Below are 25,764 nucleotides of genomic sequence, written 5' to 3'. Positions count from 1 at the left end.
AGGATGAAGAAGACGAGCCCCTGGGGAAAAGGGGAAGGTTGAGGTTGAGGCTAAGGTTGAGGGAGAGAAGGCGGACGGGGGAGGGAGGAGGTTGAGGCTAAGGTGAAGAGGGCGAGCCTCCCTTGGAAGTTTAAGGATGAGGGAACGAGGCGCTCTAGAGGCCTGGAGCGGTCTGGAGCAGGGCTTGACGTCGTGGTTCAGTTGACGACGCCATGGGGTCGGAGGCGCCGGTGTTCCATTGCCAAGGCTTCTGCCTCGTCCGCGGCCTTTCGGTAGCTTTGAGCGATTTCCCGGCAGTGGCGTGCATGCTGAGGCACGTCCACTTTCCCATGCGGCGGAGGGTGTGTCTCGTAAAACTCAGCCATGAAGTCCCAGCGTTCGGCCTTCTCCCTGAAGTCTTGGGCCTGCTGGGAGTAATAGTTCGCAAGCCCCGCATGGTCCTGCTGATCGAGCATGCGCTGAGGTGAAGTCGCCGTACAGCCTTGGAGGGCCAGCGCTAGGATGATGGTCATGAGCACGAGAGATGAGCGTGTGATGAGCATGATCTTCCTCGCCTTGGACCGACCCGACCGATCGGGACATCAGTAGAAAGCCGATGTGCCTGGGGTCAGCAAAGTCAGTGCCACAGCAAGGCAGGACAGGTCATTTGACTTTTTGCAGAGCCGAGCCGGACGACACCCTGTTGAGTACCAGAAGGGGGCAAAGGGCAGATCGAGGAGGGTTCCAAAAAGGGACACGCGGGCGCTGATCATACGTACAATGTTTCGAGGCCGTTCCTGATCGTATGCTTGAGGGCCACCCGACTGACGGGTCGCGACGCCCGTGGTAGTCTCCGGCCATGACTCATGTCATCGCGTCGGCTGTGGCCCCTCATCGCCCCCCTTGTTGTGTCGGCCTGTTCCGTCGATCCCCACTCGAGCAGCATCTTCCCCCCGCCCATGATCGAACAGCGGACGGAGGTCACGCATCTCCGCGGCCAACGCCACACCACGCTGTTCAGCTATAACATCGACTTCTTTCAACGCCATCGAGAGGCGTACCTCATCAGCTCGGGAATTCATTTGCCCACGGCAAGCAGCGACACCGTCCATTTCTCGGAACAGTGGCCCCAGCTCGCGGCGCTCGGTGCTCCCGTCATTGTTCAGGGCCGCGTACTTGTTGGGGAAGACGCGGACGGCCCAGCCCTCAGGACCCCACGATCCTGAGCGCTTCGGCAGGTGTCCGATGCTCATTTCCGGGGCAGAACGGGCAGGTGGGATCGTAACGGTCCTTTGCCCGCGGCTCGGCCGTCGCCGGCACGCCATGAGGCCGGTGCGCCCGCTAGCCGGCGACGATCACCCATTCCTTGGTCGTCGGGTCCTGTCTGATGACTGACATCGCATGGACTCAGCGAGAGAGATAGCGGTCCGGGTTCTCGAAGAAGCGCGCTCGGCAAGCGTCGGAGCAAAACCGATAGGGATGACCGCGGTAGATCGCCGTCACAGCCTCGGCCTCCGGCTTGAGCGCCATGCCACAAACGGGGTCCCGGTCTGGCGGCCGGACTTGCGCGGCGGGTCGTGTTCCGATGAGCTGATGGATCAACGTCAGTTCGTTGAGCAGGAGGCGGGGTAGCAGGAAATGCCCGCGAACCCGTTCGCGTCCCCGTTCGCCCAACTCCCGAGCCTCAGCCGGCTGTTGTAGGAGGCGGATGATGCCGGCGGCGCAGCCCTCCACGGTGTCCACGAGGATGCCTCCCACCCCGTCGGCCATCTGGAGGGGGATCCCGCCGGCCTGTCCAGCGACCACAGGGGTTCCTTTCCAGAGGGCTTCGGAGACGACCAAGCCAAAGCCTTCGCGGATCGATTTCTGGACCACGACGCTCGAGAGTCGTTGAAAGGCATTCACCTCGATGTTGCCCACCCCGGTGAGGTTCGTGAAGACGTGGACTAGGGGATCAGCTTGCGCTTCGGCTTCGAGCCGGCGGTACACTTCCCACCCTTCCGGGTCGTCCAGCGCCATCGAGCCGACCAGCGCGAGCTGAAGCCCCGCAACTTCTCGCCGGGCGAGCTTATAGGCCTCGATGACGCCGAGTGGGTCCTTCCAGGGGTCGAACCGGGCCACCTGAGTGATGAGCGGACGACTGAGCCGAATGCCGATCCAATCGAGGATTTGCCGAGCCGTCTCGTCGGCCAGACGCAGGTTCTTGGGGCTCAAGGGATCGATGGCGGGCGGGATGATCTCGACGCGGGGGACCGGAAAGTCGGGCGGCACAAACTCCGCCATGGTGAAGACCGCCGCGTCATAGTCCGTGAGATAGGGTCGAAGAAACTGCCACACCTCGGGATTTGGCCTCGACGTGTCGATGTGACACCGCCAGAGCCAACGTGCATTGCCCTGGCCGTGCAGCGGCAAGATGGCCGCCGGCTGAGGATCGTTGACCACGATGACGTCATACTCCTCCTCGAGCATCCGCGCGTTCTGCTCGCTCTGGGCGAGGTAAATCGCCTGCTGCTCGCTGGTCAGCCGGACGTGGGCGCCCTGCAAGCCATTGTGCAGGGCCTTGGTGACCACGAAGAAACGCTCATCGCCCTGAATAATCTTCCAGTCCGCCACCAGACCCAAATCGTTCAAGAGCGGAATCGCCGACCGCAACAGCTCCGAGACCCCGCCGCCGTACGGCGTCGCGTTCAGGTGGAGAATCCGAACGCCTCGGAGAGGCTCCGCCACCCGAACGAGGTCATCCAGCGTGACGTCCGGGGCCACTCCCCGGTAGGCCTCGATGGACCGCTCCCCCACGTCGACTGTCTGAAGCATGCTGGCGTCTCTCTGCCGTCGGCTAATAGGTGATGGGCGGGCGATCCTCGTCGATCACGAGCATCAAGCGACGACGCTTCAAGGGACGGTCCGGGTCGCGGGTGTAGTGACTGAGATCCTCTGAGACCCGTACCCGGCTCAACGGGACGGCCACTGACTGCCGCATATGGACCATTCGGGTATCGAGGAGGAGATCCACCACCTGGTCCGTGACGCCGGTCACTTCGGCGTTGAGACTCGATTCGTTGCGGAACTGGACGGTCACGCGTTCCTCTGGATCGATCCACGGCCTGATGAGCTTTGCTTTCTCGTCGTTCGTCATGCTTCTTCCCTTGTCCCTGGTCTGGCTTCCCTCAACACCTCGAACGCCTCGCTTCAGCCGCTCGGTGTAAGGTGTCTCTTCGGTGGGCTTGAGTGCGATTGTCTACCCGTCGGCGAGCCCCGGCCGAACGCCTCGCGATCGTACCGGAGCAGATCTCCGATTCGGTCGAGCGTCATGTCCGGGACCTGATATCGTGCCAGGAGCGCCTGATCATGCGCGTAGTGCCCCTGACGCGGAAAAATGGTCGTGACTCGCGCACCCCAGGCGGCCATGACAGAGCGGCTGGAAGACGACGTCGCCGTCCGAGAAGAGGGCGGTCGGTCCCCACTGACTGCAATGCTCGATGGCGTCGAGCGAGCTCGGGAACAGGCGATTGGCGAAGGGATAGTTCACGAAGAAGTGCGACACTTCCAACAGGTCGGGATCTCGAGGATTCTCGAGACGGTACCGCTGGAGTGCGCCGAGGTAGTCGGCATCTCCCAGCTCACGCCGCAGCTCCTCGAACAGAACCCAGTACCGTTGCTGCCGTTCGGGTCCGACGCTGTGGGCCAGATGCCGCTGGGGATCAGCGGTGACCCGGTCATTGTCCAGCAGCGTATTGTCCACGTCGAACAGGAAGGCGATGGGCGCTGGGCTGGCCGTCGGCCCCGTCGGTGTCGAAGGCATCACTGGCGTCCTCTCCGGTCCACCATACGGATACGCTGAACCGCATTCAAGCACCTCAATGAAGCGCGCAAGGACGTCAAACACGACGCTTGAACCGACCGTTAGCCGGCTTCGTTGCTCGCCGCTCGCCGCGCGGCCTTCCATAGCTCCATTGCCACCACCGGCAGCACGGCGGCCAAGCCGAAGAACAGCAGCCAGTGTTCAAAATCGAAGGGCGCGACCTTGAAGATTTCATGGGCCGGCGGGAACAGAATGATCGCCACCTGCAGACCGGCGGCGAGCGCGGTCGCGCCGACCAGGTAGCGGTTGGTGAACGGTCCGATCGTGAACAAAGACTCCCGGTCGCTCCGGATATTGAACGCGTGGGCCAACTGCGCGATGACGAGCACGGTGAACGCCGCTGTCCGCGCCCGGCCGAGGTCATTGTCCATGCTGTAGAGGCAGTAGACGAAACCGAGGATCGTGACGACGGCGAGAAACAGGCCCTGCACGAACATCAGGAAGATCCGGTCACGGTCGAGCAGGCGGCTGTTGACCGGACGTGGGGGATGCCGCATCAGGTCCGGCGCCTTGGGATCCATGGCCAACGCCAGAGCCGGCAGGCTGTCCGTCACCAGATTGATCCAGAGGATCTGGACCGGCAGCAACGGCAGCGGCAGGGCCATCAGCGTCGCGAACAGCATCACCAGGATCTCGCTGATGTTACAGGAAAGCAGGTAATGCACCGCCTTGCGGATGTTCTGAAAGATCGCGCGGCCCTCTTCGACGGCCGCCGAGATCGAGGCGAAATTATCGTCGGTTACCACCATGTCGGAGGCCTCTTTGGTCACATCGGTCCCGGTGATGCCCATGGCTACGCCGATGTCGGCCTCCTTGACGGCCGGCGCATCGTTGACTCCGTCCCCGGTCATCGCCACGACCGCCCCGTGGCGCTTCCAGGCCCGCACGACCCGGAGCTTGTGCTCGGCTGAGACCCGCGCATAGACCCCGATGCGCGGGACGCGCTTGACCAGCTCCTCATCCGAGAGCGCATTCAGCTCGGCTCCAGAGATCCCTTCCGCCCCATCGTCCAGCAGACCGAGCTCGCGCGCGATGGCGACGGCGGTGTCCTTGTGGTCGCCGGTGATCATGATGGTTCGGATGCCGGCCGTCCGACAGGCCTCCACGGCGGCCTTCGCTTCGGGCCGGATGGGGTCTTTCATGGCCATCAGGCCAAGAAAGGTCAGGTCGCGCTCGAGCTCCTCGGCGCCGTAGCGGGCCGGCTCATGCTCCAGCCTCCGCATCGCCACGCCGAGCACGCGGAGGGCTTGGGCCGCGAAGCGCCCGTTCGCGGCCAGGATGGCTTCCCGTTGCCCTTTCGTGAGCGGCCTCACGGTGCCATCCCGCGTCATCTCCGTTGCGCAATTGCGCAGCAGCACATCGGGCGCCCCTTTGACGAACGCCACCGGGCCGGCGGTAGTCCGCCGGACGATGGTCATTTTCTTCCGCTCCGGATCGAACGGCGCTTCGCCGAGGAGAGGCGCTTCCCGTTCCAGCGCGGTCTTCACAACCCCCGCCTTCTGGGCGGCGACCAGCAGCGCGCCCTCCGTGGGATCTCCCACCACCGACCACTTCTCGCCCTCCTGCCGGAGTGCGGCTCCGTTACACAGGACCGCGGCGTGCAGGAGGGCCGTCAGCCCCGGTCGCTCGTCGGGCGCGAGACGACGTCCACCCGACGAAAACTCTCCCACGGGCGCATAGCCTTCGCCGGACACCTCGACCACCTCCCCGTCCTGGTACAACGCCGTGACGGTCATCTCGTTCTTGGTCAGCGTGCCGGTCTTGTCCGAGCAGATCACGGTCGTCGACCCCAGGGTCTCCACGGCCGGGAGCCGACGAATGAGCGCGTGGCGATGGACCATGCGGGTCACACCCAGCGCCAGCGTGATCGTGACGACGGCCGGCAGCCCTTCGGGAATCGCGGCGACGGCGAGACTGACCGCGGTCAGGAACATGCTCCCGAGCGGGACCCCCCGAAATGCGCCGAGGAGGAAGACCACGGTCACGATGCCCAACGAGAGCCAGAGCAGCGTGTGTCCGAGCTGCTCCAGTCGGCGCTGGAGCGGTGTGTCCATCCGCGCACGCTGCGCCGCCGTCTGAATCAGCGCGGCGATCTTGCCGAGCTCGGTGTGCAGCCCGGTGCCGATGACAATGGCCCGGGCCCGGCCGGACACGGCGATGGTCCCCGAATAGACCATGTTGCGGCGATCCCCAAGAGGGATGTCCGGTTGGAGGATGGGCTCGATCGACTTGGACACCGGCGTCGATTCGCCGGTCAGGGCCGCTTCTTGCGTCTGAAACGCCGTGGCGTAGATCACCCGTGCATCAGCCGCAATCCGGTCCCCGGCCTCGATTTGGATGAGATCGCCCGGGACCAGTTCCCGCGCCGGCACGGCCCGGAGCTCGCCGGCGCGCACGACGTGCGCCATCACGACGGCCATCTTCTTCAGCGCCTCGAGCGACCGCTCCGCCCGGAACTCCTGCACGAAGCCCAAGACGGCGTTGAGGACCACGATGGCCAAGATCGCGCCCGCATCGATCCATTCGCCCAGCAGCCCCGAGACCGCGGCGGCCCCGATCAGCACCCAGATGATGACGCTGGAAAACTGCTCGAGGAACAGGGCGAGCGGCGATGCGGGCGGCGCGGCCGGCAGCTCGTTGGGGCCGTGCTCGATCAGCCGGCGGCGGGCCTCCTCTTCGCTCAATCCGGTCTCGACATCGGCGCCCAGCTCGCGGGCGAGCGTCTCCCCTGGCTGGGCATGCCATGGAAGTCGCGCCCTCTCCGGTTCTGTTGGATCAGGTGCTTGATTCAACGTGTGGCCTTCGTGACCGCCCGGCAGGCGCCTCTTGCACGTGCCGAGGATTTCGCGCATTGGTGGACAGACAGACTCACGATCTCCCGTGCCTCGATCGATTCATTTCGGTATCGCCGGTTCCGCTTCCACGGCCGGTTTCTGTTCGCGTGGGGCGCCGTCTCGGCCGGCTTGGGCATCGTTGAGAGCCTTCCTCTCCACTCGCCAGCGCCACATGGTGTAAATAGGGGGCATCACGAGCAACGTCAGGATCATGACCGAAAAGACCCCGCCGACCTGCGGGGCGGCGATCCGCTTCATCACGTCGGCTCCGGTTCCCGTCGCCCACATGACGGGGAGCAGGCCGATCACGTCCACGAACCCGATCATGGCCATCGGCCGGATGCGCTCCACCGCCCCTCGATGCACCGTGGCAATCAGGTCGTCGAGCCTCTGGAGTCCCCCGGCTCGCTTGCGTCGCGCACAGGCCTCATCGAGATAGGCGAGCATGACGGCGGACGTCTCGGCGGCCGTGCCGATGACCGTGATGACGCCGACCCACACGGCGATGCTCATGTTGTATTCGAGGATTGACAGATACCACAGGGCCCCGATCAGCGAGAGCGGTAATCCCAGCATCACCATGCCGGTTTCGGCCACCGATCGGAAGGTAAAGTAGAAGAGGATGAAAATAATGAGGAGGGTCACCGGGACGACGAGCTTGAGCCGCTCCCAGGCCCGCTGCATGAATTCGTACTGTCCGGACCACGCGATCGTGTAGCCGGGCGGGAGCGTGACCTGTTGCTGGACGGCTTGCTTCAGGTCGTTGACGTAGCTTCCGACGTCGCGTCCCGCCATATCGATGTAGACGTAGCCGGACAGCATGCCGTCTTCATCGCGGATCATGGGCGGGCCGTTGACGAACCGCAGCGTCGCAAGCTGGGCCAGCGGCACCTGCGCCCCGGTCGGTGTATCGACGAGGACGCGCGCCAATTTCTCCGGCTCGTCCCTCAGCTCCCGCAGGTAACGGACGTTGATCGGATACCGCTCCCGGCCTTCAATCGTCGTCGCGATGTTCTCGCCGCCGATCGCCGATTCGATGACCCGACCCACGTCCATCACTTGCAAGCCATAACGGGCGATCTGCTCCCGGTTGATCTCGAAATCCAGGAAATAGCCCCCCGAGACCCGTTCGGCATAGGCGGTCCTCGTACCGGTCACCTGCATCGCCACCATTTCGATGTGCTTGCCGATCGACTCGATCTGGGTGAGGTCCGGCCCAAAGATCTTGATGCCGACGGGAGTCCGGATGCCCGTCGTCAGCATATCGATACGCGCTTTGATGGGCATGGTCCACGCATTCGTAACTCCGGGGAACTTGAGCTCGCGGTCCATGTCGTCCACCAGCGCCTCATAGCTCAGGCCGGGCCGCCATTGCTCCCGCGGCTTCAATTCCACCACGACCTCCATCATGCTGAACGGAGCCGAATCGGTGGAGGTATCGGCGCGCCCGGCTTTCCCGAAGACCCGCTCGACCTCCGGAAAGGCCCGGAGCTTCCGGTCCATGACCTGCAACAGCCGGCTCGCCTCGGTCACCGACAGACCGGGCAGCGTGGTCGGCATGTAGAGGATCGTGCCTTCGTAGAGCGGCGGCATGAACTCGGAGCCCATCTTGAGATAGATCGGGATGGTGCTGAGCATCAGGGCCAGGGCCAGCAGCACGGCGGCTATCCGGTGGCGGAGCGTGAGCGCCAGCACCGGCGCGTAGAGCCGCTGCAGGACGCGCGTCACGGGATGTCGTTGCTCCGGAAAAATCCGGCCCCGCATGAAGGTCGGCAGCAGGGCCGGGATCAATGTGATCGCGAGCACCGCGCAGGCGACGATCCCGAGGAAGTTGGTGAAGGCGAGCGGTTTGAACATCCGGCCTTCCTGCGCCTCGAGCACGAAGATCGGGAGAAAGGACACCGCAATCACGAGCAGCGAGCTGAACATGGCGGGGCCGACTTCCTTCGCCGAATCGATCAGGACCTGGGTGCGATCGCCCGCCCGGCCGTGCTGCTCCCATTCCTCCAGCCGCTTGTGGGCGTTGTCCACCATGACGATCGCGGCGTCCACCATGTCGCCGATTGCGACGATGATGCCGCCCAACGACATGATGTTGAGCCCGATGTCCATCACGTAGATCGCGATGAAGGCGATGAGGATCGCGAGCGGGAGGGTCAGGATCGGCAAGACGGCTGACCGGACATGGAGGAGGAAGGCCACGATGAGGACGGCCGTCACGATCAGCTCCTCGGCAAGATTTTCATTGGCCGTCGCAATGGACTCGCGGATGAGGTCGCTGCGATCATAGGTCGAGAGGACTTTTACCCCCGGCGGCAGCGACGGCTCCAGCGCCTTCAGCTTGGCCTTCACCCGCTCGATGACCGTGAGGGCGTTTTCGCCGAAGCGCATGATCACGATGCCGCCGACCACCTCCCCCCGCCCGTCCAACTCCGCCAACCCGCGCCGCATATCCGGCCCGAGCCGGACGGTGGCGACGTCGCGCAGCAAGATCGGCGTGCCGTTCTCGTTCACGCCCACGGCCACCTTCTCGATGTCGTCCGCTCGCTTGATGTACCCGCGCCCCCGCACCATGTACTCGATGCCGGAGAACTCCACCACGCGGCCGCCCACGTCGTTGTTGCTCTGGCGGATCTTCTCGACGATCGCGGGAATCGACAGGCGGTAGGCCAGGACTTTGGTGGGATCGAGGTTCACCTGATACTGCCGGACGAAGCCGCCGACGCTCGCGACCTCCGCCACCCCTTCGACGCTTCGCAACCAGTACCGCAGGTACCAGTCCTGGAAGGTCCGAAGCGACGCCAGGTCGTGGCGGCCGGACTCATCGATCAGGGCGTACTGGAAGACCCAGCCGACGCCGGTGGCATCAGGCCCGAGCTGCGGCGCCACCCCATCCGGCAGCCGTCCGGCAAGCTGACTGAGGTATTCGAGGACCCGCGAGCGCGCCCAGTAGATGTCCGTGCCGTCCTCGAAGAGGACGTAGACGTAGGAGTAGCCGAAGTCGGAGAAGCCGCGGACGACCGTCACCTTGGGGGCGGACAACAGGGCGGTGACGACGGGGTACGTGATTTGGTCTTCGACTAGATCCGGCGATCGACCGGGCCACGGGGTGTAGACGATGACCTGCGTATCGGAAATATCGGGCAGGGCGTCGACCGGCGTCTGTCGCAGGGTCCACAGCCCGACGGAGGCCGCGCCGAACACGAGCAGGAGCACGAGGAATCGGTTGCGGGCGCTGAACTCGATGATGGCGTTGACCATGGTGGGCGTTTGTCCGTTCAGTCAGTTGGGTCCGTTTTGTCCGTTGCAAGGACTAACGGACCGAACCGACTCAACCGACCTAACATCTTCACTTCATCCCCGGCATGCCGGCCATGCCTTCGACGGCGGACTTCAATCGGCTCTCGCTGTCGATCAAGAAATTGGCCGAGGTGACGATGTGTTCTCCTTCTCGGACCCCTTGCAAGACCTCGACCCAGTCATCGGCCTGGACGCCGAGCGTGACGTTGCGCCACTCGAGCGTGCCGCTGCCGTGATGGATGAAGATGAGGCGTCGCTGGCCCGTTTCCAGGACCGCGTCCCTGGGAACGGCCAGCCGCCTGCCCAGCGGCACCGCCAGCTCCACATTGGCATACATGTCGGGCTTGAGCCGTTCGCCGAGGTTCTCCAACTCGAACCGCACCTTGGCGGTGCGGGTTTTTGGATCGAGCGTGGGATAGATGAATCCGACGTGCGCATGCTGCCTGAACGTCGGATCGTAGGACAAGGTGACGGTCGCGCCCTGCCCGACCTTGATGTACGGCAACTCGTATTCATAGATATCCGCCAGGATCCACAAACGGGACAGGTCGGCAATCAGATACAGCTCGGTCCCGGGCGTGACGTACGTCCCGGCGCGGGCCTGCATCCGGATGACGGTGCCGGTCAGCGGCGCATGGACGGGAAGGGTGCGCAGGACCTTCCCGGTGTGCTCCAGCTCACGAATATGGTAGTCGGGCACGTCCCACAGCTCGAACCGGCGTCGCGTCGCCTCGAGCAAATCCTTTGCGCCGCGCGCCACTTCGGGAAACTCGCTCGCCCCGAACTGCCGCACGCTCTGCAGGGCCAGTAAGTACTCCTCCTGCGTGGCGACGAGGTCGGGACTGTAGATCGTGAAGAGGATCGCGTCCTTCTTGACGTGATCGCCCACGGCGCTCACGCGCAGGTCCTCGATCCATCCCTCGAACTTCAGATTGACCCGCGCCAGGCGCCGCTCGTCGACCTCCACCCGCCCTACCGTGCGGATGAGCCGCTCCATCGTGCGCACCTCGGCCTTCTGGAACGTGACCCCGATCGCTTGCAGGCGGTCCGCGGGGATCGTCACGGTGTTGGCATCCGGCTCGGATGCCGGCTTCACGTCGTGGGTCTCGTGCCCCGCGGTGTCCGGCGTCCTGTGCACCGCCTCCTGACCGGAATCGGCGGGCGGCACGAGCGGTGGGCGGGCGGTCGTCCACACGGCGACGGCCGCCACGACGAGCCCGAGCAGGATCAGTGAGGCCAGCCAGGCACGGCTCATCGAGTCTCGGTCCTCCTCGCCTCGGCTCCGAGCAGGGGGCCTCCGGTCACCTCCTCCAACCGCGCGAGCGCTTTCTCATGCGCCACCATCTCCCCGTGCAGCTCCAGCTCGCTGTCCTGCAAGGTCAGCAAGCTGTTCAGCAACGTGAGGAAGTCCACCTTGCCGACCGCATACCCCGCCTGCGCCGAGCGCAGGGCGAGCGTCGCTTGGGGGATGATGGCGTCCCGCAGGATCGTGACGAGCCGCTCGGCGCGCTGCGCCTGCACGAACGCGTCCTTGACCCGGAACAGCGTCTCCTGTCGAGCGGCCGAGAACTCTTCGCGTGCGCTGGCCAAGCCGGATGCCGCCTCCCTCACGCCCTGCCGCTGCTTGCTCTGGTAGTACAGCGGAATACGGATCCCGAGCATGAGCTGATACCCGTTGTCGTTGATGCGATCGTTGCGGAGGCCGAGCGCGGTTACGTCGAAGTCGGGGAAGTACTGCTGCCGTGCGAGCGAGACCGCCTGTTCCCCTCGTTCGACGCCTTTCCCGGCGGCGGCGAGGGCCGGGGAGAGGTCCTCGGCTCGCCGGTTCAGCTCGGGCAATGGAAGCGTCAGCAGGGTCATCTGGACCTCCTCGGGGGTTCCGAGCGGGTCGGCCGGCGGCCGATTGAGCAGGCGGTTGATCTCGGCATGGAGACTCTCCATCTGTTGGTCCAACACCGCCAGCCGGTCGAGGACTCGCGAAATCTCCACCTGCGCCCGGAACACGTCCTGCTGCGCCGCCTGCCCGACGCTGTACCGCGCCTTGGCCGTCTTCTCGAACTGTTGCAGCAGGACCTTATTGCGCTCCACGACCTCGGTGCTCTTGTGGACGAAATGCAGGTCGTAGTAGGTCTGCTTCAGCCGGGCGATGACCCCGAGCCGGGTGGCGAGATAGGCCTGCTCGAGCTGCTCGGCCTGGCGCTGCGCGATTTCCCCCCGCAGCCGCAGCTTCCCCGGAAATGGGATCTCCTGCCCGACGCCGTACATCGGTCCCTGCAGCGGATCGGTCATCGGCATCCGCTGGTAACCGGCGAGGAGTTGCGGGTCCGGCAGGGCGCGGACTTGGGGCACGACCGCTTTCGCCGCCTCCCAACGTTGACGCGCGGCTTTGATGTCCGGGTTCCGCTGGGTGACCTCCTCGATCAGGCCCTGCAACGATAATCTCGGCTCGTCGGCCAACGCCCGTTGGGACGCCGGCCCATGGAGACACGAGAGACCAACACCAAGCACGAGGGCGGTCTGGAATAGTCGGTAGCCACGCATACCAACCTCTCTTCAAGAAGGGCTCTGTGGGAACGGGTCGGGACCGGTCGAGAACGGAACGAAGCGCGGGTAGGGTATCAGATGCGAAAGGTCGAGAGGAGCGTATAGAGAGGAAGGGGGGATGACTCATGAGGATGGCGCGCGTGATGACGTGCGCGCTCTGAGGTGAACGGGATCTCTTCCGAGGTGTCGACGTCGGCTGAAACAGACGCGTCGAGGGGCATGTCGGAAGCCTTGAGGGGGGTGATCAATGAATCAGGGCACGTGCCTTCTCGAAGCATGCCGTGGGTGGCATGGGGGTGGCCCGTATGCAGTTGGTGAAGAGCGGTGTCCCCCGCGAACGTCGCGGGAACCACCATGGGGCAGAAGGCACCGAGGACCTGGCACAGGAAGAGCGCCACGATGAGCGTGAGCGAGAATCGTTGGACCGAAAGGCGAGACATCCTGACGCAGGATACCGCCATTCGAAGACAATGGCAAGCGAAGCCAACGTGTGGTGGCGACTGCCGAATCATGTGGGTCCAAGACGGCTTTCCGGTTTGCAGATCAGTGATCTTCGCAGCAGGTCTTGCCTCGCAAGGTTTCTTGGCCTTCATTGGCGATAATCGGAACCATAATGAGGGCGGCGAGCGGATCCGCCCACCACCAGCCCAACCAAGCATTCAGCCGGGCATCAGCTCGACTGCGACGACAGCCATCACGACGCCCGCGGCGCCATGCAAGGCCAAGCTGAGTGCCCGCTCTGAGATGGCGTACCGCTCGGCGAGGAGACCACCAGCGAAATTGCCGAGCGCCGGCAACGCGGCCAAGGCGAGCACTCGTAAAAATTCGCTCATCATGTTGAATCAGTTTGAAGCTTCTGATCTGCCAGCATGCTCTCATTCCGCGCCGTCATATAAACTTCCCTCGCCGCGTCGGCGTTCATGGCGGCAATCCCCAGCCCCACAATCAGGTCGGGCCATGCCGAGAGCGTGTAGGCCGTAAGGAGCCCCGCTGCGATAATCGCCAGATTAGCTAGGGCATCGTTCCGGGCCGAGAGGAACGCCGCCCGGGTTAGGCTGCCACTGTGGTGGCGGTAGGGCGTCAGCATCCATGCACAGGACAGGTTTACCGTGAGCGCCCCTGCGCCCGCCAATGAGAGTGGCAGCGGTTCCGGCGGCAACGGGATGTTCAATTTCTCCCATGCGGTCCACAGCGTGGCTAGGCCGGGGACGAGCAGAATGGCCGCCAAAGCCATTCCGACACGTGCCTTGTTTCGCGCAGTCCATCGGAACGCCAGTAGGATCAAGAAGTTGATCGCTGTGTCTTCGAGGAAATCGATGCTGTCGGCAAACAAGGAGACCGATCCGATCGCCATAGCGATGGCGAACTCTATTCCGAAGTAGCTGAGGTTCAGAACCGCGACGGTCGCGATCGCGTGCCCCACCGTCCCCATCATGCCAAGCCCCGGTTGTTCATTGTCTCTTCCTAGAACTCCATAATTTCCCACTTTTTCATCGGCTCAGTTCGGGCCTCAGATAGTCACCGAGGACTGTACATGATGACCGCCATGCCGATGAGACTGATCATGGCTCCAACAACATCGAGACGGTCCGGCCTGATCCCATCCACGCCCACCCCCAAAGCAGCGAAAGCACGATGAACATCCCGCCGTAGGCTGCGTAGACGCGTCCGAAGTGCGCGGGCTGAAGGGTGGGAATGATTCCGTACAGGATCAGAATTGCGGCTCCTAGCAAGGCATAGCTCCAGTGCCGGCCTTCTCGCAGCGACAGCCACACGAGATAGCCGCCGCTGATTTCACATAGGCCGGAAAGGACAAACAGTCCGAGAGAAACAGATATTGACATGAATACCTCTTTCTAATCCTGCCAGACCGCTTGCCGTTCCGGTCTCGGGCATTCCGTGGTTACAGAGACGGTTTGGCCGCGACGATGACTTCTGGAATAGAGGGCTGGGATGATCAGCAGGGTCAACGCCGTGGATGTGATGAGCCCACCGATCACCACCGTCGCGAGCGGCCGTTGCACCTCTGCGCCCATCGTCGTGGCGAGGGCCATCGGCACAAACCCCAGGCTAGCCACCAACGCGGTCATAACGACCGGCCGTAGTCGATCCATCGCGCCCTGCATCACGGCCTGATCGGTCGGCATGCCGCTCGCCTGAAGCTGCCGGATATGACTCACTAACACCACGCCGTTCAGGACGGCGATGCCGAACAGTGCGATAAATCCGATGGCGGCTGAAATGCTGAGCGGGAGGCCTCGAACCCAGAGCGCAAGCATGCCACCGGATAAGGCGAGTGGCACGTTCAAAAAAATCAGCAGGGCTGGGCGTGTGGCGCCGAAGATGACCGACAAGAGGCTCACAATCAGCAGCAGGGTGATCGGTACCACGACGGCCAATCGGCGCACGGCCTCCTGCAAATGCTCGAACTGACCGCCCCAGACCACATAGTAGCCAGACGGCAGTGCGACCTGCTCAGCGACCATGCGCTGGGCCTCCGCAACGAAGCTCCCGAGATCCCGCCCCCGGATATTGCATTCCACCATGATCCGCCGCTGCACGTCCTGCCGGCTGACTTGAGCCGGTCCGCTGTCTAGGGTAATACCGGCAATCCGGGACAGGGGCACGAGTTCCCCCTCAGGAGTCGGAAGGAGCACAGCTCCCAACGTGCGAGGATCGATCGTGATTCCAGCTTGTAGGCGGACGACCAACTCGAAGCGCCGCACGCCTTGGATCACCGTCCCAACCACGCGTCCGGCGCGCGCCGTCTCGACGACGGCCAGCACATCGTCGGCCGTCAAACCGTAGCGGGCGATTTGGTCTCGATCGACGATCACCCGGAGTATCGGCAGCCCGGCAATCTGCTCGACCTTGACATCGGCGGCGCCGGGGACCTTCTCGATCGCCCGCCCCGTGGCTTCCGCCGTTTGCTTGAGCAGATCCAGATCCTCGCCGAAAATCTTGACGGCTAGATCGGAACGCGACCCGGCGATCAATTCGTTGAAGCGCATCTCAATTGGCTGGGTGAACCCAAGGCCTACGCCGGGTACCGAGGCTTCAATGGCCGCTTTCATCTTCTCGATCAAGGCTTCTCGTGTCCTCGCGCTCGACCATTCCTTCTTGGGTCTGAGCATCACGAAGACGTCCGAAAGCTCGATGCCCATCACGTCGGTGGCGATTTCGGGACTGCCGGTTCGCGTGACGACCGTGATGACTTCAGGAAACGTCCTCAGGACTTTCTCGATCTCTAGCGAAGTCGCGACCGATTCGCTCAACGAGACACTGGGCAGGCGCCAGACCTGAATCGCAAGATCACCCTCGTCCAGTCTGGGGACGAATTCCAGCCCGAGGCTCCAGCCGATCCCGAGGCTCAGCCCAAACAGCACCAGAGCCGGAACGACGACCCACCTCGGACGCTTGATTGTCCAGCGAAGAGCGGTAGCATAGACGCGTCTTAAGAAGCCGGCCAGGCGGGTTTCTTTCTTCTCCGAGTTCGGGTACAGGAACCACGAAGCGAGAACCGGGGCGACGGTGACGGCAATCAGGAGAGAGCCGGTGAGCGCCAGAATGACGGTCAGTGCCATGGGGCGGAACAGCTTCCCTTCAATGCCGGTCAGCACCAGGATCGGCAGGTACACCAAGATGATGATGCCAACGGCGAAGCTGACCGGGCGCAGCACTTCGCCAGCCGCCGCCCGAATTTCGGCGAGGCGTTCTTCCGATGTCCGAGGCGACACCGTCGAGAACCGCCGCAGAATGTTGTCGATCACGACGACAGACCCGTCGACCAGGAGCCCGAAGTCAATGGCGCCGAGGCTCATGAGATTGCCGGAAAGCCCGGCCTGTGCCATGCCGATGAACGCGATGAGCATCGAGAGCGGGATCGCCGAGGCCACGATCAAGCCCGCACGGAGGTTCCCCAAGAACAAAAACAGGACGGCCACGACGAGCAACCCGCCCTCCATGAGATTGTTCCTGACGGTCCTGATGACCTTCGAGACGAATACGGTCCGGTCATAGTACGGCTCGATTCTCACGCCGGCCGGGAGACTGGTTTGAATCTCCTGCACGCGCGCTTTGACGCGCTCGACCACCTGGTGGGCGTTCTCCCCCGCCAGCATTTGGACCAGCCCGATCACGGTCTCGCCCGTTCCCTCTGCTGTCGCTGCTCCGATACGCAGGGCCGGCGCTGCCTTGACCTCCGCCAGATCACCGATCAGAATCGGGACCCCTCCCGGCCCGTGTTCGACGATGATTTTGGCGATGCTGTGGGGAGTCGTGGCCAGCGCTTCTCCCCGAATGAGGAGCTGCTCGCGCTGGTGCTCGATGTAGCCGCCTCCGGCGAGCGCGTTGTTGCGCGCAAGCGCCTCGAAGACCTGTGCAAGGGAGAGCCGATAGGCGAGGAGCTTGGCAGGATCGACGATCACCTGATACTGCTGCGCTTCACCACCCCAGATATTGACTTCGACCACACCCGGCACTGATCGGAGGCGCATGCCGATGTCCCATTCGAGCATGGTCCGTAGCTCCATCGCACTGAGCCGCTCGCTCTTCAACGTGAACATGTACACTTCTCCCAGGCCCGTCGCCAGCGGGCCGAGCATCGGGCGGCCGTATTCGTGGGGAATCCGTTCGATTGCCCGGCTCAGCCGTTCACTGACCAATTGCCTTGCGCGGTAAATGTCGACGCGGTCTTCGAAAATGGCCGTCACGGCGGACAAGCCGTACCGCGAGACCGACCGCAGCTCGCGCAAGCCGGGCAGACCAGTCAGGGCCGCTTCAATCGGAAAGGTGACCAACTGCTCGACTTCAACGGGGCCCAACGCCGGTGCGCGTGTGAGGACCTGGACTTGGATTGGGGTCAGGTCCGGTACCGCATCAATTGGCAGCCTCTTGAGCGACCACAGCCCCCCGGCGATGACCAAGACGATCGCCACCAGGGTAAAGAATCGATATCGCAGCGAGAGGGTCAGCAATGTCGCCATCTCAGCTCCCCGCTCCCGATTCGATGTGTTCCTTCAGCAGGACGTTCTTCAGATCGAGGACGCCGTCGGTGACGACCTGCTCACCCGCCTGAAGTCCTTTGATGACCTCGATCCACTCGCCCGCTTCTCGGCCGGTTTCAATAGGGGTGAACACAAAGCCGTCCGGACGCTGCACGAATACGCCGCGTGTCTTCTCCACCATGGTGACAGCCGAAGCCGGCACAGCCAGGGCCTGAGGACCATCGACCGACAGCGTGACTTCTACGAATTCGTTGGGTTTGAGACGGACGGCAGCGTTCGGGACATCAAACCGGACCTTCACCGTGCGCGTTTTCTCCTCGGCGACTGGCGCAATATACGTCAGTGCTGCAGTGACCGGCTCCCCGCCTTTGGGCATGATCCGGCCCTGATCTCCCTCTTTGAATTTGCGGGCGAGTTCAATCGGAAGGTTGGCGAAGACCCACACCCGGCTGGTGTCCACGACTTCAAAGAGTTCGTTCCCAGGCGCCACCCCCTGTCCGCGCACGGCATTCTGGGACACCACCGTTCCGGCGATCGGAGATCGCAACGTATATCGGTGGCTCTCATCATGACGGCTCCGTTCGAGCTCGCTCAATTCCGTGACCGACAGCCCCATGTTCACAAGCTTCTCCCGGATATGCTGGTACCGCGCCTTCGCTTCCAGGTACCGGCCTTTGTCTTCGATCAGCTTCCGCTCCGGCACGATGTCGTCCGCCCGGAGTTTTTCCGTTCGACGGAACGCGTTCTCAGCCACGTCGGCCTGCACCTTGCCGACCAGGTACTCTTCGATGAGTTGATCGAGCTGCAGGCTGACGATCGCCGCCAGCGGGTCGCCTTTCTTCACCCGGTCTCCCAGTTGGACATGGATCTGCTCGACCTGCCCCTCGATCCGTGAGGTGATCTTGGCCACCTGCTTGAGATCGAGCGCGACCTCGCCGGGCGCCGTGACCGTGTCGGGGATGACTTTCACCGTCACCGGCTCAACACGCAGCCGGCTTTGGACAACCGGAGGCGGCTGGATCGTCTGCCGGCTCTCCGTGTTTGCTTTCTCGTCGGCCGTACGCTTTGACGGCGGTTCGGTGCTTCGTTCCCCGCATCCCGCCGCTCCAAGTACCAACAGCAGCCAGGCAACTATGCAGGCAGGCCGGGCTCTTCCGGCCGTCATCGGATCCCTCCCGTCCACCGGTCGAGGCGCGCCAAAGCAATCGAATGCGCCGATCGGGCTTGCGCGTATTCCAACAGCGTTTGCCGATACACCCGCTGCGCATCCAACAGCTCTAAGAGGCTGGCGGCTCCGTGTTTGAAGCTGACACGCGCAATTTCCAGCGCCTCTTCAGCCTGTCTCAGCAAGCCCTTCTCAAATACGTCGATTTGCTCCCTGGCTGTTCGAGCTTCCTGTGCGTACTCGGTCACGGCGGTCACCAATTCGTTCTCGACGCGCGCGCGCTCGGCGTCGGCTCGGTGTTTCGCCGCCGACGCTGCCTGGATCTCTCCTTGGCGCCGGTACCAAAGCGGGATCGGCACACTGAGTCCCGCAATCACCGCCTCGTCTCCCGCTTCACGGTGGTAGGTGCCCGATACGGCGACGGTGGGAATGCGTGATTCCCGTTCGAGTACGATAGCCTGCTCCGCCTGCTCCACGAGCTTGGCCAACCGGCGGAGGGACGGATGCCGCTCGAGCGCGAGTGCCGTGAGCCGGTCCAGATCCAGGTCCTCGGTAAGCAGCTCGAAATCCCCCTGAATGGTGAATTGCCTCGGGAGTCCGTCCGCTGTCAAACGATTCAGGCGCACGCGGGCCGTGAGTAGCGTGTTCTGGGTGCGCGACACTTCTTTCCAGGCCTTTTGTACTTCAACCTGAGCTTTGAGCGCCTCAAAGCGCGTCGCCTCGCCGGCGGCGATCCTGGCTTTCACAATGCCGAACAGCTCCTCGACCGCCGCTAGGTTCTTCAGCGCCATCTCGGCATCGCGCTGCGCCAATAACAGTTGATAGAAGGCCACCTTGACGTCGGCCCTCAGATTCAGTCTGGCCTCCTCGAGCCCCGCGCTCGCACCGGCGACCCCCGCTTCCGCGACCCGTTGGCGCGCGGCCCGCTTGGCCGGCCATTCGAGCGGCTGCTCGACGGTAATGGTTCGCTCGACGATCGATATTCCCGTGCTCGGATCTCGAATCGCGCCGCGGCCTGCCGAGCCCGTAATGGTGGGATTGAGATAGGCTCCCGCCGCCACGTGATGTCCGCGGCTTTGTTCGATGGACGCCTGCGCTGCGCTGATAATGGGACTGCGCTCAAGAGCCAGTGCAATGACGGCCTGGAGATCATAGGAGACTGCTGACAACTCTGCTGCCAGCGCATCGGTCGAGAGCAGAACCAAGGCCGGCATCGTGACACACACGACGACCATTGACAGAATAGCCATGGGATTCCTCCTTCCTTCTTGTGAAGCAGGACCACAGCCCAGCGGATTCAACTGTGGGCTGCGGCCATTGAGAACCGGACGCAGCCGGCGATCATGGGCCTACTTCACAGAACAAACATCAGTCGATCTGGAAATCAGGAAAGTGCGAGGGGTGGAGCCCGAAGGGGTATGGCCGTCGAAAGAAAGCGCATCGCCGGCCTGCGGACCACCTCCGAGGCATGGTCCGGAATGACGATCGGAATCGGGAAGAATCCTCCTTCAATAAGGGCAAAGAGACTGAGGATGGCTTTGCCGAGCTGGGGGGTAGTCGAGGAGGCGGCCAGGATGTAATCAAGTTCGGCGTGGGTATGCGGTTGTACCCGGTCACCAATAGCTGGAGCATGGGGGTGAGTGCTATTCGGAGAAGTATTCGCCTGCGGATGAGTGCGAGACTCACACTCCAGAGTTCCCGAGAACACAGTATGCATGACGGCGTGATGCTCGTGACCCGGTTCGCCGTGAGAGTGCTCCACCTCGGGATGCACGTGGACCCACGGCACCATGAGCATCCACAAAGACACCCACAGCACTAACGCCGTCCGCTGCGAACTCTTGGAACGTATGACAGACGTCACAACCATAACCCTAGCACAGGCCAGGAGGCACATAAAACCATTATGCACAGACTGTGGATGGGTTCCCGAGCAAGACATGCCGTCTCAAACAGGTCAACTTGTTACCGGCCGGTCGTTGGTTGCCTTCCTTGAAGGGAAAGGGACGCGCCCAAATCGTACGTTACTTGACCGCCTGCAACTCTCCGAAGGCATCCCAGAAGACGAATAGGGCTGATCGACAGAAGCCAGTGCCAAGGCGAGACCACTGAGAATGTCCGGCCATGCCGAGCCCGAGAGTCTCACACCTGCCGCAGCAATTAGGACATCGACAGATCCATGAGCGCATTATTGACGTCGTCCCCGCGGTGGCCCACAGCAACAGGAGATAGATCACGTTCGTGGCGGCCCCCATAACCTGGGGAAGTTCATTTTCAACCTCGTTAATCCAATCCTTCGAGTCACACTTCTGGTCGACGGATGCACGCATCAGTTGGGACCAGAGCTCCTCCTCCTTTTACACAATATACCGAGTCCAGCCGGCATACCGCTCTCGCACGGTGCCGCGGGGCAGGCTGGTGAGCACGAGCAGGAGGCCGACGAGGAGATCATTGAGCGTGGCGAGAGAGGTCCCTCCGCCCAAGAGCCAGGGCGCGGTGAGAAGCCAGAGGCCGAGCAAGGCATTGAGCCATCGAGCCGATCGAGTGACTTCCGCCCACGCGATCACGCCGAAGGTCACGACCAGAGCGCCAACGAGATGGTCGGAGTCCGCGAGCGCGGCACCGGTTCCCAAGACGGAGGGTGCCATCATGAGCCAGACGCCCAGCGCGGTGGTCAGCAGTAACGTCCAGGGCAGCGTCACACCCCACAGCATCGCGGGCACGACTGCGCATGCCGGTGCGCCAAAATCCGGCGACCGGGTGTCGGGTCCTCCACCGTCGAGGCTGCCGCCCATCCAGAAGGTCCGCCAAAGCGGCTTGCCTGCTCGTCGGCTCTGCACCATGAACTGTCCCATCGCAATCACTTCGTCGACGGCCAGCGGCACCATGATGAGCATGGCGGCTGCCGCGAGCAGACACAGCGTGCACCACATGCCGATCGAGACGGGTTGCAGAATGACCAGTACGATGCTGGTGGCGCCGAGCGGCACGACGAGCAGCGCAAACATCAAGACCATCCAAGGCATCGTCCGCCAGCGACGGCCATCGCCCATGAAGCCGGAGAGCGCTTCCAACAGGTAGGAGAGGGCTCCCAGGCCCGCATCGGAGATCGGCCAGGCTTTCGAAACTTTCGAGGTCAGCACCTTCTGGGTGCTGTCGCCAAAGAAGGGGTCCCAGGCGGTCGGGATGTGGCCCAACTGGTAGGCCGCCAAATACCGGGCGATGAAGAACCCCACGAGCGCCAGGGCGATGATCGGCCCTCGCTGAAGCCAAGAGGAGGGATTGTAGGTCCAGCCGGGCGGCGTCTCAGGTCCGGGCATCTCCATCCATCCCATCCCCGGCATCCCGGGAATCAGTACGGACAGGGCGATCAGGAGACTGCCGACTACGGTCTCGTTGAGATAGGCGGCGGCTGATGGGGCCCAGAAGATGAGCGGTGCAAACAAGAGCCAGATCCCGGTGAAGCAGACCGCCCATCCTGCCCAGGCTCGACGGAACAATGCGAAGGTGCCGAAGACGAGCACCAGGGCTCCACTGACGAGATCGCTCCAGGTCAGACCTCCCGACTGATAGCCGAAGGTTGCCGGACTGGTGAGCAGCCAGACGCCCAACACAAGATTCGTGTAATAGGCCCACAGGAATCGCTTGTGATTCTCCAGGAGCATCCGGTCATGCTCGGAAGCCGACATGCCTTCGTGGGCTTCTTCCATCGTCCGGTGTGCTGCCTGCGGGTGAGAGTGTGGCATCGCGATGCGCTCCTCACTGAAGGCTCTTCCGATGTCAGAGGCTCGGCTTCTGCTCAGTGTCTTGCGTTGGGGGTGGAGCGCAGTATCGGTGGGGATTGCGGTCCGGTGTCGTCCTGCTTCTGGTCAAGGTCGCTCGGTGGGGTGCTCGCCCGTGGTGTTGTCGGCCGCATGAAGGAGGGTTCGGCTGCGCCAGACAAAATAAATGGAGGGGATGACCAGCAAGGTCAGGATGGCGGACGAGATCATGCCGCCGATCATCGGGGCGGCGATCCGCCGCATGACATCCCCTCCGGCGCCGTGGCCCCACATGATCGGCAAGAGCCCAAGGAGGATCGCGGCCGTCGTCATCATCTTGGGGCGGACGCGCTGCGCCGCGCCTTCGATGACCGCGTTGCGGAGATCGGCCATCGATCGCAGGCGGCCCTCGCGCCGCCGACGGTCATAGGCCTCATCGAGAAAGACGATCATGACCACGCCGGTCTCGGCCGCCACCCCCGCGAGCGCGATGATCCCGACCCAGACGGCGACGCTGAGATGGTAGTCGAGGAGAGAGAGGAAGACGATCGCGCCGACCACGGCAAAGGGCACCGAGAGGAGCACGATGAGGGTGCGGGCCACCGAACGGAAGGTGAGATAGAGCAGGACGAAGATCAGGAAGACGGTGACGGGGACGGCGATCATGAGGCGACCCTCGGCCCGTTCCATGTACCGGTACTGCCCGCCCCAGACCACGCGATAGCCCGGCTTGACCGTGACCCGTTCGGCGACCAGTCGTTTGGCCTCCGCGACATAGCCGCCCAGGTCGCGCCCTGCGACATCCACGAAGACGATCGCCGCCAGCGAGCCTTGCTCGTCGCGGATCATCGGAGGGCCGGTCTTCATGGAGATCTCGGCCAACTGTACCAGCGGGATCTGGGCCCCGCGCGGTGTCGCCACCAAGACCCGCCGTAACGATTCGACGTCGTCCCGGAGCTCCCGCGCGTATCGCACGTTGATCGGGTAGCGTTCCCGACCCTCGACGGTCTGGGTGATGTTCTTTCCGCCGATCGCGGTCTCCACGATGTCCTCGACATCTTCCACCGTCAGCCCATACCGCGCGACCTGCTCGCGGTTCACCCGCACGTCCAGATAGTAGCCGCCGGTGACCCGCTCCGCGTAGGCGCTGCGGGTGCCCGGCAGCCCGGACAGGAGACGCTCGATCTCTAAGCCGATTCGCTCGATCTCGCCCAGGTCGGGCCCGAGAATTTTGATCCCGAGATTGCTGCGGATCCCGGTCGCCAGCATTTCGGTCCGCGTCTGGATCGGCATCCACCAGATGTTCGGCATGCCGGGAAATTTCAGGGTCTCATCCAGCTCCGCGATCAGCGAATCCCAGGTGACGCCCGGCCGCCATTGCTCTTCGGGCTTCAGCGTCACGACGGTCTCCGCCATGCTGAGATGGGCCGGGTCGGTCGGCGTTCGGGCTCGGCCGATCTTCCCAAAGACGTGATCCACCTCGGGGAACTGCTTGATGAGCTGATCCTGCCGCTGGAGGATCTGTGTGGCTTGCGTGATCGAGATGCCCGGGAGCGCGGTGGGCATATACAGGATGCTGCCTTCGTTGAGCGGCGGCATGAATTCCGATCCGAGCTTCTGATAGAGAGGGACCGCCCCGGCCACCGCGAGCCCGGCCAGGAGGATGACCAGCCAGCGCGCCCGTATGGCGCCGGACACGACCGGCCGATACAGGCGGATGAGCCAGCGATTGAGGGGATTGCCCGTCTCGGGTCGGATGTTCCCACGGAGCAGCCAGACCATCAGCAGCGGGACCACCGTGATCGAGACCGCTGCCGCGAAGAACATCGAGGCCGTCTTGGTCCAGGCCAGCGGCTTGAACAGCCGGCCTTCTTGGGCCTCGAGGCTGAAGACGGGCAGGAAGGAGACGGTGATGATGAGGAGCGAGAAGAACAGCGGCTTGCCCACCTCCTGCGCAGCTCGGATGATCACGGCCGTCCGAGACTCCCGTTGGCCCGTTCCCGTCCTCTGATGCTCCTGCCATAGCTCCAGCCGTTTGTGCGCGTTCTCGATCATGACGATCGCCGCATCGACCATCGCACCGATGGCGATCGCGATACCGGCCAGTGACATGATATTCGAGGTGATCCCGAGGTAGTACATCGCGAGAAACGAGAGCAGGATCGCGACCGGCAAGGTGAGGATCGCGACCAATGCCGACCGGAGGTGGAACAGAAAGACCAGGCTGACCAGGCCGACGACCAGGCTCACCTCGATCAGCTTCTCCTTGAGCGTCGCAACCGCGCGTAGGATCAGATCTGAGCGGTCGTAGACGGGCAGGATTTCCATGCCCTGCGGGATCGAGCCTTTGAGCTCCTCGAGCTTCTGTTTGACACGGTCGATCACGGCGAGCGCGTGTTCGCCGTAGCGCATGACGACGATGCCCCCGACCACCTCCCCTTGGCCGTCCAGCTCGGCCGCGCCGCGCCGGATATCGGGGCCCAAGGTTACATGCGCGATGTCCTGTACCAGGATGGGGGTCCCTTCCCGGTCGGCGCCAATGGCGACCTGCCGGATGTCATCCAGCGTGCGGATGTAGCCCAATCCGCGAACCATGTACTCCCGCTCGCTCATCTCGACGACGCGGCCCCCGACGTCGTTGTTGCTGCGCCGAATGGCCTCGATGACCGTCTTCAAGGGAATGTGGTACCCGAGGAGCTTGGTCGGATCGACGTTGACCTGGTATTGCTTGACGAAGCCTCCGACCGACGCCACCTCCGCCACCCCGGGCACGCTCCAGAGCCAGTACCGCAGATACCAGTCCTGAAAGCTGCGCAAGGCGGCGAGGTCGTAACGTCCCGACCGATCGACCACGGCGTACTGGTACACCCAGCCCACCCCGGTCGCATCCGGCCCGATCGTCGGCGTGATGCCTTCCGGCAGCTTCCCCAAAGCGGACTGCAGGTACTCGAGGACCCGGCTGCGGGCCCAGTACATGTCCGTGCCGTCTTCGAACACGACGTAGACGAACGAGAGGCCAAGAAAGGATTGCCCACGGACCGACTTGACGCGCGGAGCGCCCAGCAGCGAGGTGATGATGGGATACGTGATCTGGTCTTCCACGAGGTCCGGGCTCCGCCCCTGCCACTCGGTGAAGACAATGACCTGGACATCGGAGAGATCCGGAATCGCGTCCAGGGGCGTGTGGTAGACGGCCCAGAGGCCCCAGCCGGTTACGAACACGAGGACCAGGATGACGAGAAAGCCGTTCTTGGCGCTCCATGCGATGATCCGTTCGATCATGGGTTCCTTAGAGCATGAAGTAACTGAGTAA

General features: G+C 63.4%; 15 protein-coding genes and 1 pseudogene. All 16 read right to left on the bottom strand.

What is annotated here, in order from left to right:
• Positions 1–197: 197 nt before the first annotated feature.
• Positions 198–542 carry a hypothetical protein gene (locus tag ACWHYV_RS18840; protein WP_447978024.1) on the bottom strand — a complete coding sequence of 115 codons (345 nt, stop codon included), beginning with the start codon at positions 540–542 and terminating at the stop codon, positions 198–200.
• Positions 543–1,386: 844 nt separating this feature from the next.
• On the bottom strand, positions 1,387–2,793 hold the full coding sequence (locus ACWHYV_RS18835; RefSeq protein WP_447978023.1) for a glycosyltransferase: 1,407 nt from the start codon (positions 2,791–2,793) through the stop codon (positions 1,387–1,389).
• 22 nt (positions 2,794–2,815) lie between these two features.
• Positions 2,816–3,115 carry a hypothetical protein gene (locus tag ACWHYV_RS18830; protein ID WP_447978022.1) on the bottom strand — a complete coding sequence of 100 codons (300 nt, stop codon included), beginning with the start codon at positions 3,113–3,115 and terminating at the stop codon, positions 2,816–2,818.
• Positions 3,116–3,325: 210 nt separating this feature from the next.
• Entirely contained in the window at positions 3,326–3,781 is a 456-nt protein-coding gene (locus ACWHYV_RS18825; protein ID WP_447978021.1) for a hypothetical protein, read from the bottom strand.
• A gap of 101 nt (positions 3,782–3,882) precedes the next feature.
• Complete coding sequence (locus tag ACWHYV_RS18820; protein WP_447978020.1) at positions 3,883–6,633, bottom strand: cation-translocating P-type ATPase; 2,751 nt, start codon at positions 6,631–6,633, stop codon at positions 3,883–3,885.
• A gap of 102 nt (positions 6,634–6,735) precedes the next feature.
• Complete coding sequence (locus tag ACWHYV_RS18815; RefSeq protein ID WP_447978019.1) at positions 6,736–9,936, bottom strand: efflux RND transporter permease subunit; 3,201 nt, start codon at positions 9,934–9,936, stop codon at positions 6,736–6,738.
• An 88-nt stretch (positions 9,937–10,024) separates the two neighbouring features.
• On the bottom strand, positions 10,025–11,230 hold the full coding sequence (locus ACWHYV_RS18810) for an efflux RND transporter periplasmic adaptor subunit (RefSeq protein ID WP_447978018.1): 1,206 nt from the start codon (positions 11,228–11,230) through the stop codon (positions 10,025–10,027).
• Entirely contained in the window at positions 11,227–12,516 is a 1,290-nt protein-coding gene (locus tag ACWHYV_RS18805; RefSeq protein WP_447978017.1) for a TolC family protein, read from the bottom strand. The genes ACWHYV_RS18810 and ACWHYV_RS18805 overlap by 4 nt, the downstream gene beginning before the upstream one ends.
• A gap of 662 nt (positions 12,517–13,178) precedes the next feature.
• Complete coding sequence (locus ACWHYV_RS18800) at positions 13,179–13,355, bottom strand: hypothetical protein (protein WP_447978016.1); 177 nt, start codon at positions 13,353–13,355, stop codon at positions 13,179–13,181.
• Complete coding sequence (locus ACWHYV_RS18795) at positions 13,352–13,954, bottom strand: cation transporter (RefSeq protein ID WP_447978015.1); 603 nt, start codon at positions 13,952–13,954, stop codon at positions 13,352–13,354. Before ACWHYV_RS18795 ends, ACWHYV_RS18800 begins: the two co-directional genes overlap by 4 nt.
• Positions 13,955–14,037: 83 nt before the next feature.
• A pseudogene (locus ACWHYV_RS18790) lies at positions 14,038–14,363 on the bottom strand (YnfA family protein).
• A gap of 12 nt (positions 14,364–14,375) precedes the next feature.
• Positions 14,376–17,504, bottom strand: coding sequence for an efflux RND transporter permease subunit (locus ACWHYV_RS18785; RefSeq protein ID WP_447978014.1), 3,129 nt, complete (start codon positions 17,502–17,504; stop codon positions 14,376–14,378).
• Position 17,505: 1 nt separating this feature from the next.
• The gene (locus tag ACWHYV_RS18780; RefSeq protein WP_447978013.1) at positions 17,506–18,690 is read right to left on the bottom strand and encodes an efflux RND transporter periplasmic adaptor subunit; all 1,185 of its coding nucleotides are present in this window, start codon (positions 18,688–18,690) and stop codon (positions 17,506–17,508) included.
• On the bottom strand, positions 18,687–19,940 hold the full coding sequence (locus ACWHYV_RS18775) for a TolC family protein (RefSeq protein WP_447978012.1): 1,254 nt from the start codon (positions 19,938–19,940) through the stop codon (positions 18,687–18,689). Before ACWHYV_RS18775 ends, ACWHYV_RS18780 begins: the two co-directional genes overlap by 4 nt.
• Before the next feature lie 1,107 nt (positions 19,941–21,047).
• A complete protein-coding gene (locus ACWHYV_RS18770; protein WP_447978011.1) occupies positions 21,048–22,436 on the bottom strand; it encodes a vitamin K epoxide reductase family protein in 1,389 nt (462 codons plus the stop codon).
• Between the two features lie 123 nt (positions 22,437–22,559).
• The gene (locus tag ACWHYV_RS18765; protein WP_447978010.1) at positions 22,560–25,733 is read right to left on the bottom strand and encodes an efflux RND transporter permease subunit; all 3,174 of its coding nucleotides are present in this window, start codon (positions 25,731–25,733) and stop codon (positions 22,560–22,562) included.
• Positions 25,734–25,764 lie beyond the last annotated feature (31 nt).

This window comes from Candidatus Nitrospira bockiana (assembly GCF_965152565.1).
This window is presented reverse-complemented; position numbering and strand designations above follow the sequence as displayed.

Coding starts and splice junctions, on each gene's coding strand:
- ACWHYV_RS18840 (WP_447978024.1), bottom strand. CDS start 542: ATGCTCATCACACGCTCATCTCTCGTGCTCATGACCATCATCCTAGCG.
- ACWHYV_RS18835 (WP_447978023.1), bottom strand. CDS start 2,793: ATGCTTCAGACAGTCGACGTGGGGGAGCGGTCCATCGAGGCCTACCGG.
- ACWHYV_RS18830 (WP_447978022.1), bottom strand. CDS start 3,115: ATGACGAACGACGAGAAAGCAAAGCTCATCAGGCCGTGGATCGATCCA.
- ACWHYV_RS18825 (WP_447978021.1), bottom strand. CDS start 3,781: ATGCCTTCGACACCGACGGGGCCGACGGCCAGCCCAGCGCCCATCGCC.
- ACWHYV_RS18815 (WP_447978019.1), bottom strand. CDS start 9,936: ATGGTCAACGCCATCATCGAGTTCAGCGCCCGCAACCGATTCCTCGTG.
- ACWHYV_RS18810 (WP_447978018.1), bottom strand. CDS start 11,230: ATGAGCCGTGCCTGGCTGGCCTCACTGATCCTGCTCGGGCTCGTCGTG.
- ACWHYV_RS18805 (WP_447978017.1), bottom strand. CDS start 12,516: ATGCGTGGCTACCGACTATTCCAGACCGCCCTCGTGCTTGGTGTTGGT.
- ACWHYV_RS18800 (WP_447978016.1), bottom strand. CDS start 13,355: ATGATGAGCGAATTTTTACGAGTGCTCGCCTTGGCCGCGTTGCCGGCG.
- ACWHYV_RS18795 (WP_447978015.1), bottom strand. CDS start 13,954: ATGATGGGGACGGTGGGGCACGCGATCGCGACCGTCGCGGTTCTGAAC.
- ACWHYV_RS18785 (WP_447978014.1), bottom strand. CDS start 17,504: ATGGCGACATTGCTGACCCTCTCGCTGCGATATCGATTCTTTACCCTG.
- ACWHYV_RS18780 (WP_447978013.1), bottom strand. CDS start 18,690: ATGACGGCCGGAAGAGCCCGGCCTGCCTGCATAGTTGCCTGGCTGCTG.
- ACWHYV_RS18775 (WP_447978012.1), bottom strand. CDS start 19,940: ATGGCTATTCTGTCAATGGTCGTCGTGTGTGTCACGATGCCGGCCTTG.
- ACWHYV_RS18770 (WP_447978011.1), bottom strand. CDS start 22,436: ATGCCACACTCTCACCCGCAGGCAGCACACCGGACGATGGAAGAAGCC.
- ACWHYV_RS18765 (WP_447978010.1), bottom strand. CDS start 25,733: ATGATCGAACGGATCATCGCATGGAGCGCCAAGAACGGCTTTCTCGTC.